9 protein-coding genes are annotated in these 13,534 nt (G+C 47.7%); all 9 read left to right on the top strand.

Annotated elements, in window-relative coordinates; translation table 11 throughout:
- Window positions 1-77 precede the first annotated feature (77 nt).
- The 9 genes from ACJ2PR_RS00180 to urtB all read left to right on the top strand — a co-directional run bounded on the left by ACJ2PR_RS00180 (window position 78) and on the right by urtB (window position 13,531).
- Window positions 78-1,595, top strand: a complete 1,518-nt coding sequence (locus ACJ2PR_RS00180) for a gluconokinase (RefSeq protein ID WP_446875488.1) — start codon at window positions 78-80, stop codon at window positions 1,593-1,595.
- 222 nt (window positions 1,596-1,817) lie between these two features.
- Entirely contained in the window at window positions 1,818-4,610 is a 2,793-nt protein-coding gene (locus ACJ2PR_RS00175; protein ID WP_446875487.1) for an ATP-binding protein, read from the top strand.
- Between the two features lie 193 nt (window positions 4,611-4,803).
- Entirely contained in the window at window positions 4,804-6,009 is a 1,206-nt protein-coding gene (locus ACJ2PR_RS00170; protein WP_446875486.1) for a MarR family transcriptional regulator, read from the top strand.
- A gap of 358 nt (window positions 6,010-6,367) precedes the next feature.
- The gene (locus ACJ2PR_RS00165; protein WP_446866156.1) at window positions 6,368-7,456 is read left to right on the top strand and encodes an aliphatic amidase; all 1,089 of its coding nucleotides are present in this window, start codon (window positions 6,368-6,370) and stop codon (window positions 7,454-7,456) included.
- A gap of 201 nt (window positions 7,457-7,657) precedes the next feature.
- Entirely contained in the window at window positions 7,658-8,668 is a 1,011-nt protein-coding gene (locus tag ACJ2PR_RS00160) for an alpha/beta fold hydrolase (RefSeq protein WP_446875485.1), read from the top strand.
- Between the two features lie 813 nt (window positions 8,669-9,481).
- Window positions 9,482-10,690, top strand: coding sequence for a formamidase (gene fmdA, locus ACJ2PR_RS00155; protein ID WP_446858452.1), 1,209 nt, complete (start codon window positions 9,482-9,484; stop codon window positions 10,688-10,690).
- Window positions 10,691-10,754: 64 nt separating this feature from the next.
- Window positions 10,755-11,015: an FmdB family zinc ribbon protein gene (locus ACJ2PR_RS00150; RefSeq protein ID WP_446858451.1), complete on the top strand. Its 261-nt coding sequence runs from the start codon at window positions 10,755-10,757 to the stop codon at window positions 11,013-11,015.
- A gap of 76 nt (window positions 11,016-11,091) precedes the next feature.
- Complete coding sequence (locus ACJ2PR_RS00145) at window positions 11,092-12,483, top strand: ABC transporter substrate-binding protein (protein WP_446858450.1); 1,392 nt, start codon at window positions 11,092-11,094, stop codon at window positions 12,481-12,483.
- A gap of 73 nt (window positions 12,484-12,556) precedes the next feature.
- The gene (gene urtB, locus ACJ2PR_RS00140; RefSeq protein ID WP_446875484.1) at window positions 12,557-13,531 is read left to right on the top strand and encodes an urea ABC transporter permease subunit UrtB; all 975 of its coding nucleotides are present in this window, start codon (window positions 12,557-12,559) and stop codon (window positions 13,529-13,531) included.
- Window positions 13,532-13,534 lie beyond the last annotated feature (3 nt).

Here is a 13,534-nt window from a genome sequence, read left to right as displayed (position 1 = left end):
ATCGTAAAACTGCACTATCCACAGTTAAAGTAGTGTGGCATTCAGGATTAGCGGTTTTGTTTAGTAGGGGTTGGACAATGACTTACTTTATGGGTGTTGATATTGGAACTACCAGTACAAAAGCGATCGTTGTTTCTTCAACTGGTGAGATGAAAGGTCTTGCCAGCCGAGACTATCCTTTGCTCTCTCCGCGGCCTCGGTTCGCCGAACAAGACCCAGACGTGATCTTTTTGGCTGTGTTGCAGTCTATTCAAGCAGTCATGCAGCAGACTAATTTATCTAGTCGAGAGATTGCTGCTGTGGGATTGGGGTCTGCGATGCATAGTTTGATTGTCATGAGCGCTGATCATCAGCCACTCAGCCAGAGTATTACCTGGGCCGATAGTCGCAGTGTTGTTCAAGCTCAACAGTTAAAACAAAGCCCGATCGGACTTCAGATCTACCAAAAAACAGGAACGCCACTTCATCCAATGTCACCTTTGACCAAGTTAATCTGGATGCGAGACTGTGAGCCAGACTTGTTTCACAAAGCAGTCAAGTTTATCTCAATCAAAGAGTATGTTTTATATCAATGGTTTGAGCAATATGTAGTGGATTATTCGATCGCGTCTGCTACGGGGTTGTTTAATCTCAAGACACTAACCTGGGATACAGAAGCTTTAGAACTTGCTCAAATTCAAATTGGTCAACTGAGCGAGTTAGTTCCTACAACTCATCGATTGCAGGGGATTAAACCTCACTTTGCTGAAATGATGGGGCTAGATTCTAATACACCTGTTGTCATCGGCGCGAGTGATGGCGTATTAGCAAATCTGGGAGTCGGCGCGATCTCAGCCAATCAGCTTGCCATTACGATCGGGACAAGTAGCGCTGTGCGAAAAGTAGTTTCTCAACCCATCACCGACCAGCAAGGACGAACGTTTTGCTATGCTCTGACCGATCAGCATTGGGTTGTCGGCGGCCCTTCTAACAATGGGGGAATTGTACTTCGATGGTTTCGCGATCGCTTTGGACAACCTGAAATCGCACAAGCTACCCAACACCATCAAGATGCTTATGATCTGTTGATCCAGTTAGCTGAGACGGTGCCTGCGGGAGCCGACGGACTCCTATTTCTGCCCTTTCTCTCTGGCGAGCGTGCGCCCTACTGGAACGCAGAAGCACGAGGGGTCTTTTTTGGAGTCGCCTTACACCATGAGCGATCGCATTTTGTCCGGGCGGTTCTAGAAGGCATCTTGTTTGCAGCTTATAGTATTACGACTGTTTTGAGTGACCTCACCGAGACAAGTCAAACGATATTAGCATCGGGCGGATTTGCGCGATCGCAAGCTTGGCGACAGATGATGGCTGACCTGTTTGGTCTCGACGTTTTGACCCCAGAAGTCTATGAGGCGAGCGGATTTGGGGCAGCCATCTTAGCGATGTATGCTGTAGAGGAGATTAGCCAATTAGAAGCAGTGCGATCAATGATTCGGATTCGCGATCGACATTCTCCAAACTTACAGCAAACTCAGCGCTATCACAAATTATTTGAGCGATATCAACGGCTATATGATCAGCTAGAACCAGAGTTTGCAACCCTTGATCTTGATTAACGCCAACTTTAGGGGACTTTCAGACCAGATTTCTAGTTCAATGGCTTTTATTTAGCGGAGATTTAGGAGGCTGCCTGAATTAATAATCGCAGCGAAAGTCATCGAATTCACGTTTGATTAAAGTTAAAGTGATGCATCCACGATCGCTCTCTGTTGAACAACTACGGTTGAACAACTACGGTTGAAGCCCTACTATCCCAGCGTGACCGAGAACTCAGTCTTATGCCAATCCATCCCAGCTTCAAGATTGTTAAAGACAGGCGTGACTACAATGCTTGGGTCGCCGCAGAAACGCTAGAAGATTATGCGCTCCGGTTTGCTCCCAAATCTTTTAGAAAGTGGTCAGAGTGGCTCGTGACCAATACCGCAACGGGAGGGCTGTCATTTTTAGCCCTAGAAGCGATCGGCGGTTCTCTCTCGATTAACTATGGGTTTGCCAATTCTGTTTGGGCGATTATGGCGGTCGGGCTGATCGTCTTTTTGACGGGGTTGCCGATCGCCTACTATGCGGCCAAATACAACATTGATATGGATCTGCTGACGCGGGGGGCGGGCTTTGGTTATATTGGCTCCACGATTACTTCCTTAATCTATGCCTCGTTTACGTTTATCTTCTTTGCGATCGAGGCGGTGATCATGGCCCAGGCCTTGGAGCTATATTTTCATCTGCCGTTGGCGATCGGCTATGTCGTTTGTTCTTTAGCGATTATTCCCCTGGTCTTTTTTGGGGTGACCGTCATTAATCAATTGCATCTCTGGACTCAGCCACTCTGGTTGACGCTGATCCTGTTACCTTATGGATGCATTCTCTACAAACAGCCGGATGCGCTGTCTAGTTGGATGCGTTTTGCGGGACAGTCGAGCAGTGGGGCGGCGTTTGATCCGCTTTTGTTTGGCACTGCGGCAACGGTTTGTTTTTCTTTGATTGTGCAAATTGGCGAGCAGGTAGATTACTTACGATTTTTGCCCGACAAACAAGAAAATAATCGCGGTAAGTGGTGGTTAGCGGTGGTCTTGGCGGGGCCGGGCTGGATCTTTTTGGGCTGTGCAAAGCAGTTAGGCGGGGCGTTTTTAGCAGCGTTGGCGATCGGACATGGGGTGAGTTTTGTTCAAGCCAAACAGCCCACTCAGATGTATTCAGTCGCGTTTGAGTCGGTCTTCTCAAACCCAGAGGTTGCTTTGGCCGTCACGATTTTTTTCGTGATTTTGTCTCAGATCAAGATCAATGTCACGAATGCTTATGCGGGATCGCTGGCCTGGTCAAACTTTTTCTCTCGGCTCACCCACAGTCACCCAGGGCGCGTTGTTTGGCTTTTTTTTAATGTCGCGATCGCTCTACTATTAATGGAGCTAGGCGTTTTCTCAACCTTGGAAGCGGTGCTGGGACTGTACTCGAATGTCGCGATCGCTTGGGTGGGGGCATTGGTGGCTGATCTGGTGATCAATAAGCCCTTGGGTCTGAGTCCTTCTTATATTGAGTTTAAGCGGGCGCATCTCTACAACTTTAATCCCGTCGGGTGTGGCTCGGTTTTGATTGCGTCGATCGTCTCAATGGCTGCTTTTGTAGGAATGTTTGGCTTAGTTGCCAAGGCGTTTGCGTCATTTATTGCGTTGGGATTGGCGATGGTACTGGCTCCGACGATCGCGCTGCTCACTCAAGGAAAGTACTACATCGCTCGCGAAGATGCTTATTCAACTTGCACCCACACGATCGATTGTTGCATCTGTGAGCAGGAATATGAACCTCAAGATATGGCGTTTTGTCCGGTGTATGAGGACTCCATTTGCTCTTTGTGTTGCAGCCTTGATATGCGCTGTCACGATGCCTGTAAACCCACGGTGATTCCCGATAAGAATTTAGAGGCTCCGATCGTCAGAAGCTTTTTGCGAGACAAGCTTTCTCCACAGCTAGAAGTCAGGCTGCTGAAGTATCTGGCGGTGTCTTTTTCTTTATCGACGCTGTTAGGAGTCATGTTAGGCGTGGTCTATTATCAGCAGGTGATGAGCAACTCTGGTTTAGACAAGCTCACTGTCCAGCGGCTAACTGCGACCTTGATTGAGGTGTCGGCTGTGTTGTTTGTGCTGATTGGCATTGGCTCCTGGTGGCTGGTCTTGACTCAAGAAAGTCGGCAACTTGCCCAAGAAGAACTCGACAAGCAAAATCTTTTGTTGCAGCAAGAAATCGAAGAGCGTCAGTTAGCCGAAGTCCAACTTCAAGAAAAAGCCCAACAGCTTGAACAAACCCTGTACAATTTGCAACAGGCCGAAGCTCAACTGATTCAGACTGAGAAAATGGCGGCCCTGGGCGGACTGGTCGCCGGAATTGCTCATGAGATTAATACGCCGATCGGCATCGGGGTGACGGCGGCCTCATTGTTAGTTGAGAAAACGACTGCTTTTTCAGATTCCTTTAGGCGCAACACGATGAAGCGATCGGACTTAGAGAAGTTTCTCGCGCTCGCGCAACAAAGTAGCCAAATGACGTTGACCAATCTAAATCGAGCAGCGCAATTGATCCAGAGTTTTAAGCAGGTGGCGGTGGATCAATCCAGTGAGTCGAGGCGCGTGTTTAACTTTAGGGCTTATCTAGAAGAAGTTTTATTACAGCTTAGTCCGATCGTCAAAACCACGACCCATCTAATTGAAGTGCAGGGCGATCGTCATCTCACGCTCAACAGCTATCCGGGGGCATTTTCGCAAATTGTGACTAACCTGGTGATGAATTCTCTACTTCACGCTTACTCGCCCGGAGAACAAGGACATATTACATTACGCTTCGAGCAGATTGAGGAGCAGATCATTTTTGAGTATGCTGATGACGGTCAAGGAATTCCCTTAGAAAACTTGAGCAAAATCTTTGAACCCTTTTTCACCACAAAACGCGGTCAGGGAGGCAGTGGGCTGGGATTACATATTGTCTACAACCTGGTAACTCAAAAGCTGGGTGGAAAAATTCAGTGTGAAAGCCGACCTTCTATGGGAGCAAAATTCATCATTAAGCTACCAAAACCTTAAAACCGTTGAACCATGATATTAGCGATCGTTCTACCAATGCTCGTAAGCCGGAACGCTTGTCTTAAAGTCCCCAGAATGAGGGGTTGGGAGGCAGGAGAACTCAGCAGTGAAGCGAAAAAACGTCATCAAATTGACCTTAACTAAAGCAAACAGCCGTCCTCAAATATCTAGCAGATTTACAGAAGGCTCGTCCATGTCAAACAACGCTCAAGCTCCTAATTCTCAAAGCGACGAACTGATTTTTGCCCAAGCAGACGAAGAAATTTTGTTTGCCGAAGAAACGGAGACTAACCCGCTTGAGAAAAGCTGGAAAATTTTGATTGTGGATGATGAAGCTGAAGTCCATGAAGTCACCAAGCTAGTGCTCAGTGATGTGACCTTTGAGAATAAATCCCTCACGTTTATTAGCGCTTATTCGGCTCAAGAAGCCAAACAGTTGATGCGATCGCACCCCGATATCGCCATCATTTTTTTGGATGTAGTGATGGAAACCGAGAATGCTGGATTGCAGGTGGTGCAGTATGTCCGCGAAGAGTTGGGCAATCGACCGGTGAGAATTATTTTGCGAACGGGACAACCTGGTCAGGCTCCCGAAACCTTTGTCGCCGTTAATTATGAAATTGATGATTACAAACTCAAAACTGAATTAACGTCCAAAAAGCTGCTGATTACCGTAGTGACTGCTCTGAGAGCTTTCTCAACCCTGATGCAGATGTTAGAAATGGGTCAACGTCTCCAACTCGATCTCATTGAGTATCAGCGAGTCGAAGCGGCGCTGCGATCGAGTGAACTGCAAGAGCGCGAAAAAGTCGTACAACTCGAACGATCGCTACACCAACTACAGGCTAATCAGCAACCCCTTGCAAGTAGCTCAAAGAACTCGCCTCACCGAGAAAAAATCGAAACGCTGGGCCAACTGGTGACGGAAGTAACTCACGACATTTTGCACTACCCAAACACAGGGGCGCTATCTACAGTGTCGATGATTACTCAGATCGCCAGAATTGTGCTGCGGCTCACTGACGAACATTCTGCAAAACTGGGGCTTTCACAAACCAAGCTTTCGATTTTGATGTATCTCAGTGGTGAGCCTGACTTGTGCGCGAGTCCCTCGCTGCTGGCCAAACACTGTGGTGTGTCACGGGCGGCGATGACAGGGCTACTAGATGGATTGGAGCAAGAAGCCTATGTTGAACGAGATGATCACCCCTCCGATCGTCGGGCGCTCAGGGTCAGACTGACTGCTAAAGGACAACAATTTTTAGACTGGATTGCGCCCCAAGATCACTACCAACTCTCCAAACTGCTCGACACCCTAGACCAGGCAGAGCGGCAAAAGTTTATCGAACTGGCACGAAAATTTCTGACCATCCTGGGCGAAGAGTCGGCAAATCGGTAACTTTTTTATTGCTGAAACAGCCTCACACTGTTGATTTTCTGGACGAATTATGCCGATAAGTCAAAAAAATCTGTACTATCTGAAAATAGTTAAGAGATTAACTATTAACTGTAAAACCAGATACAAAATTCCTCTGTCCCATTCTCTATGATGGCTTGCATGTCATCAAGAACCGATTAGAAATGAATGGATTGGTGACACCGAATTGATCGCATTGATTAACAAATTGATTAACAAAGCGCGATCGCCAGCATTGCTAAAGATCAAAAATTTGTGATTGCAGGGAGATTATCTAATTAGTCTTCCAAGTTTCAGATCACGGATTACTACTCTGAATGGAAATTGATTGGAGGTCAGAATGTCTTATCACGGCGATATTTCTTCAAGTGATGATGCAGTTGGAGTTGCAGTCGTTAACTATAAAATGCCGCGTCTGCACACCAAAGCAGAAGTCATTGAAAACTGTAAAAACATCGCTTCAATGATTGACGGGATGAAAGTGGGATTACCAGGAATGGATCTCGTGATCTTCCCAGAATATTCCACTCACGGGATCATGTATGACCCCAAAGAGATGATGGAAAATGCGGCCAGCATTCCTGGTGAAGAAACCGCAATTTTTGCAGAAGCCTGCATCAAAAACAAAGTCTGGGGAGTTTTCTCACTCACAGGCGAACGGCACGAAGATCACCCCAACAAAGTGCCCTACAACACGCTGATTTTGATGAATGATCAAGGCGAGATTGTTCAGAAGTACCGCAAGATCATGCCCTGGACACCGATCGAAGGCTGGTATCCTGGCAACTGCACCTATGTTTCAGACGGGCCCAAAGGCTTGAAGATCAGTCTGATCATTTGTGATGACGGCAACTATGCTGAGATCTGGCGTGATTGCGTGATGAAGGGTGCAGAGTTGATTATTCGCTGCCAGGGCTACATGTATCCTGCCAAGGAACAGCAAATCATGGTTTCCAAGGCGATGGCCTGGATGAACAATGTCTATGTGGCTGTGGCTAACGCTGCCGGATTTGATGGCGTTTATAGCTACTTTGGGCACTCAGCCGTAGTTGGATTTGATGGGCGGACTTTGGGCGAATGTGGCGAAGAAGAAAATGGCATTCAGTACGCTGCGCTGTCTAAGTTTGCCATTCGTGACTTCCGTAAGAATGCTCAGTCTCAAAACCATCTGTTCAAACTGTTGCACCGTGGCTACACCGGAATGCTTAACTCTGGGGATGGCTCGGAGGGTATGGCGGAATGTCCGTATGAGTTCTATCGCGAATGGATTTTAGATCCCAAGAAGGCCAAGGAGAAAGTAGAAGCCTTGACTCGTCCCACTGTGGGTACGGCAGAATGTCCGATCGAGGGTCTACCCACTCAAAAGGTTCCTACGGTGTCGATCGAGAAGCCTCAGACTGCGACCGTTCCCGTTTCAACCAGCGGCTAGTCTAATGTGAGATTTCTTCGTTTTCAGAAAAGGTTGGAGGCGAAGAAATCTAGTATCTGCTCAACGAAACATTAGAACCTGAACAGTTATGAGATTGCACTTTAGATATGTTTAGACACAGTTAGAAGAACGCAAATAGTTCCATAATTCAAAGACTAGTGAATCAGCAGGACAAATTCTTTAGAATGGGAGTTGCTCAAAATGTCTGACTACGAAATCTTTGAGTTAGGGAACTTCTCGCTTCAGCAAGGAGCAACGCTGAGAAACGCAAAGCTTGCCTACAAAACCTACGGCACTCTAAATGCTGACAAAAGCAATGTAATTGTCTACCCAACCTGGTACTCTGGTCAACACTACGACAATGAATGGCTGATCGGGGAAGGTATGGCGCTTGATCCTCAGACGTATTTCATCATCATTCCCAACATGATTGGCAACGGGCTATCTTCCTCGCCCAGCAACACGCCTCAGCCTTACAACAAAGCTCGATTTCCCAATGTCACCTTCTACGACAATGTTCGCGCTCAACATCAGCTAGTCACCAAACAATTTGGCATTGAGAAGATTGCGCTGGTTGTCGGCTGGTCGATGGGAGCAGGACAAACCTATCAGTGGGCTGTCAGCTATCCAGAGATGGTTGAACGAATTTTGCCCTTCTGCGGGTCTGCAAAGACGAGTTTGCACAATGTTGTTTTTCTAGAAGGCGTGAAGGCTGCCCTACAAGCCGACGCTGCCTATCAGGGCGGTTGGTGTGATGAGCCACCGACAACTGGACTTCGAGCCGTGGGACGAGTCTATGCAGGCTGGGGGCTATCTCAGGCGTTTTACCGCGAGAAGGTCTATCTGCAAGAGGGCTACTCGTCGCTAGAAGACTTTTTGGTGGAATTTTGGGAAGGATTTTTTCTCAAAAAAGATGCCAATAATCTACTGACCATGCTGTGGACTTGGCAAAACGGCAATATTGGCAATACTCCTGGCTTTGACGGTGACTTTGAGAAAGCACTCGGAGCGATTAAGGCAAAAGCGATCGTCATGCCTGCCGAGATGGATCTCTACTTCCCGCCCGAAGATAATGAGTATGAAGTAAAGTTTATGCCCAATGCCGAGTTCTGCGCCATTAAGTCAGTGTGGGGACACTTTGCAGGCGGCGGTGTAAATTTAGTGGATACTCAATTTATTGATGATGCGCTCAAAACGCTACTTGCCCGCTAGAACATACGAGAGGTTGCAGAATTGCTCCCAGTAGATTAGCTCAAAAACGCCCAAATGCACATTGCGTAGAATTAGGCTTACTACATGACTTTTTGCAGCAGTTTCTTACAGGTTTCTTACAATTTAGTAATATGCTTTGTTCTAAACATTCTCGCCTTTAGTTAGTCGGTAAAAGCTCCAAAATCTGACTATCTTCTAAGGCTTCTAGATACTATTCAATTCTTAGCCTAACCGGGCAACTTTATCGCGCAACGGCCCCCCTACTGTGATAAAAGACAACCTGCCTGAAGTAGTGGAGAGATCCAGTGAAACGCTGAACCTCACTGTGCGAGTGCAAAGTCAAACCCTTGAGTAGCCTTGCTGTTGCTTAGTAATTAATTGCTTAATCATTTACTCCATTAAAGTCAACTAATTTATAATGAACTGTATACTTGAGCACAAAACTCTAGTTCTTCTATCTCTAGAATCTTGAGAGATCAAGCAATTAGCGAATGCAGCACAGTAAGCGTAAATCGTTCCTTAGCAAATGGCACTTTTAGGGTCAAAACTGGTATTGGATGGCAGAGTACGAGTTTTTAAAGGTTTTAACCGCTGACCCACACTCAGGTAAGTGTCACCCTTCCTCAGATTCAAAGTTTCACTGTGTATTTTGCGACGTATTTTGCGACTTGTTGATCAGTTTCAAGTTACTCTAATCATCAATCATTTGACTAGACATAAGGGCAAATTCGTGAGAGAGGTCGCCCATTTACCGTCTAGTAAATTCGGAGTTTTCTCATTACCGTAGACGCTTCTAAAATTGAGGAGAGGCTAATGCCTAAAACGCTGTTCAAAGTTGACCTGACCAAGCCGATGGATCAGCAAGATCTACCGGGACACAATCGCTGGCATCCAGACATTCCAGCCGTTGTTTCGGTCAACCCAGGCGATGTATTTCGGATTGAATGCAAAGACTGGACAGATGGACAAATCAAAGACAACGATAGTCCCGACGATGTTCGAGATGTTGATTTGACCGTGGTGCATGTGTTGAGTGGGCCAATTTGGGTCAACGGGGCTGAACCAGGAGATATTTTAGTGGTCGATCTCGTAGACATTGGCGCTCTGCAAGGAGATGAATGGGGCTTTACGGGCATCTTTGACCAAAAGAATGGCGGCGGCTTCTTAACCGATCATTTCCCGGCTCCCGCCAAAGCAATCTGGGACTTTCAAGGAATTTACACCACGTCTCGCCACATTCCTGGGGTTAAGTTTGCAGGGATTACTCACCCTGGGCTGATTGGCTGTGCCCCTTCTCATGAGCTACTCGCCAAGTGGAACAAGCGAGAAACCGAACTGATGACCAGCCAGCCCGATCGCCGCACCTATGGAGCCGGGATCAACCTGGATGGCGTTCCTGTTTTGGCAGCATTGCCCAACCCGACAAACGCGATTTTAGGCACCCTAGACAAGTCGGAGTACGATCGCGTCGCAGCCGAAGCGGCCCGTACCGTCCCTCCGCGAGAACATGGCGGCAACTGCGATATCAAAAACTTGTCGAGAGGCACGCGCATTTACTTCCCGGTGTATGTGGAAGGTGCAAAGCTATCAATGGGTGACATTCACTTTTCACAGGGAGATGGCGAGATCTCATTTTGTGGCGCGATCGAGATGTCTGGCTTTATTGATCTGCATGTAGACATCATCAAAGGCGGCATGGAAAAGTACGCGATGGTGAATCCGATCTTTAAGCCGGGCCCAGTTGAGCCAAACTACTCAGAGTACCTGGTGTTTGAAGGAATCTCAGTCGATGAGTTTTCGGGCAAACAGTACTTTATGGATGTGCATATTGCCTATCGTCGAGCTTGTTTGAATGCGATCGAGTATCTCAAAAAGTTTGGGTTTACCGGAGAGCAGGCTTATCTACTTCTAAGCTGTGCGCCTGTTGAAGGTCGAGTAAGCGGGATTGTAGATATTCCAAATGCTTGCTGTACTCTGGCGATTCCCACTGCGATCTTCGATCAAAACATTCTTCCGGTCTAATGAGTTGCTATCTGGCATTCACCAGTCTATTGTTTGAATGTGCTGACTTCTGAGTAACGAGCCTATGCCTCTCTATGAGTTTCGATGTGATGATTGTGGTCTGTTTGACGTGTGGCGATCGCTCGTCGAATCCAGCAATCCTGCCCCCTGTCCAGACTGTGACACGCCAGGGAAACGAATTTTTTCGCCCCCGGCCGTTCTCTCTGGAACCTTTCGACTAAAGCAGGAAAGCCGGGAGCCACAGTTAGTTAAGCGCGATCGAGAACCCAAAGCGCCCCAGGTTCAATATCATGCTGGCAGCCGCCCCTGGATGATTGGACACTGATTCTTCAGGGAGCATTTCGCAAAATCGCAAGGTTTCTTTTGGTGTGAGTTTTGTTAGACAAGGAGAATTTCAATTAATGAAGTCACGTACACCCCGGATTGTTTTAGGCGGAATTACCCGTCGTCGGTTTATTCAATATGGTTCTTTGGCGATCGGCAGTACGGTTGTTGCGGCTTGCTCTGGTGGTGGAGGAGGTGACACAGGGACAACGGCCAGTAGCCCAGCAGCAGGTACTTCCCCCTCTGGTGATGGCATCAAAGTCGGGGTGCTTTACTCCACAACGGGCACGATCGCGATCGTCGAAAAATCTTTGCAGGATGCGACCTTCTTAGCCGTTGAGCAAATCAATGAAGGCAAAGGGCCGTGGTCAGGCAAACAAGGCATTAATGGCAAAAAGATCGACATGGTGGTCGTCAACCCAGACTCTAACTGGGACTTGTACAACCAGATGGCCAAGCGGCTGATTGATGAAGATAAGGTTGCCTGTGTGTTGGGCTGCTATACCTCCGCCAGCCGCAAATCAGTGCTACCTGTGTTTGAGGAAAAAGACAAGCTGCTCTACTACCCGGTCTATTACGAAGGCAACGAGTGTAGTTCTAATGTCTTCTACACCGGAGCGGCTCCTAACCAACAGATCACGGACTCCATTCCGTTTTGCGCCAAGACCTTTGGCAAAAAAGGCTTCTTTATCGGCTCTGACTACATCTATCCCAAAGAAAGTAACCGGATCGCCAAAGCAGAGCTAGTCAAAGCGGGCGGCGAAGTTGTGGGTGATGAATATGCAGCCCTGGGCACGACTGAGTTCATTACAATCATCAACAAGATCAAGCAGGCGAAACCGAACTTCATTCTCAGCAACCTAGTAGGGGACAGTATTCCTGCTTTCTACAAGCAGCTAAAGGATGCTGGAATCACCTCCAAAGACATTCCCATCATGGCTTATCCCACGACTGAGGAAGAAATTCAGGCAATGGGGCCAGAGTTTGCGGAAGGTCACTACACCAGCTTTAACTACTTTCAAACGGTGGACACGCCAGAGAATAAGGCGTTTGTGGAACAGTTTAAGGAGAAGTTTGGCAAGGATCGGGTGACGAATGGAGTCATGGAAGCGGCTTACTTCCAAACTTTTTTTATGGCGCAAGCAATGGAGAAATGTGCCAAAGAAGGGAAAGAACTCACGACTTCTAACCTACGAGAAGCGACCCGTGGACAGGTCTTCAAAGCGCCTCAAGGGACTGTGAAAGTTGATCCTGACAACTACCATACGTTCCTCTACTCTCGGATTGGTAAGTGGAAAGCAGACGGACAGGCAGAGATTATCTTTGCAACGCAGGCTGCCGTGAAGCCGATTCCCTGGAGTCAGGCGCTTTATAGAGGTCGCACTTGTGTTCACAAAACACCGGATGAGCGCGGCAACCCGATCGTTGAAACCAACAAAGATCTGCCAGTCGAGCTTCTAAAGGTGTAGGCTGACCCGACTCTCCGATTTCGACTTGAAGTTGGGGAGTCTAACATTTTGATCGATTTGTATTCGAGGGGATATGAACACTCTGATATTAGACACGATGTCTGCGATCGCGGATGCAACACGCTATCTAGCACAGTCAACTCCCACAGATAAAGGGTTTGATGCGATCGCCTTTACCAACCAACTGCTCAACGGATTGGGGATCGTCGGGATTCTGTTACTGACGGGGTTGGGATTAGCGATTACATTCGGTGTGATGCGGATTATCAATCTCGCTCATGGTGAATTCATTATGCTGGGCGCATACACAACCTTTGTGCTTCAGAGTAACTTTAAGATGGATTTGCTGTTGACAATCCCATTCTCGTTTTTATTTACAGCACTGGTGGGGGCGATCGTAGAATTAACCATCATTCGCCGACTATATGGGCGACCCCTCGAAACGCTGTTAGCAACCTGGGGGTTGAGTATTGTCCTTCAGGGCGTGGTCAAACTGATCTTTACGGCTCAGTTAAAGTACGTCAAAGCCCCTCCTTACATTCGCGGCAATTGGACACCCTTTGAAGTAGGCGGACAGGCGATTCAGATTTCGGTCTATCGGCTGTTTATTGTCTTTATGGCGCTATTGTTGTTGGCGCTGACGGCTTACTTGCTCTATGGCACCTCACTGGGTCGAGAAGTCCGGGCTGTGACCCAAAACCGAGAAATGGCCAAGTGTCTGGGCGTAAATACCAGTTTGGTTGATATGGCCACTTTTGCTTATGGATGTGGGCTGGCGGGTGTTGCCGGAACGGTGATTTCTTCGCTCAAGAGTGTGGCTCCCCCAATGGGACAGGATTATCTCGTAGATGCCTGGATGACGGTGGTGACGGGAGGCGTAGATAAGTTAGTGGGCGTACTGGCGGGTGCGTTTTTGATCGGGCAATCGAATGCAGCGATCGCTTACTTGCTCAATGATCCCTCTGCCAGAGTCATTGTGTTAGCTGCTGTGATTGTGCTGATTCGCTATCGTCCAGAAGGTCTGTTTACGGTTCAGAAGCGGAGCTAATAG

It is taken from the genome of Phormidesmis sp. 146-33, from assembly GCF_052939515.1.
This window is presented reverse-complemented; position numbering and strand designations above follow the sequence as displayed.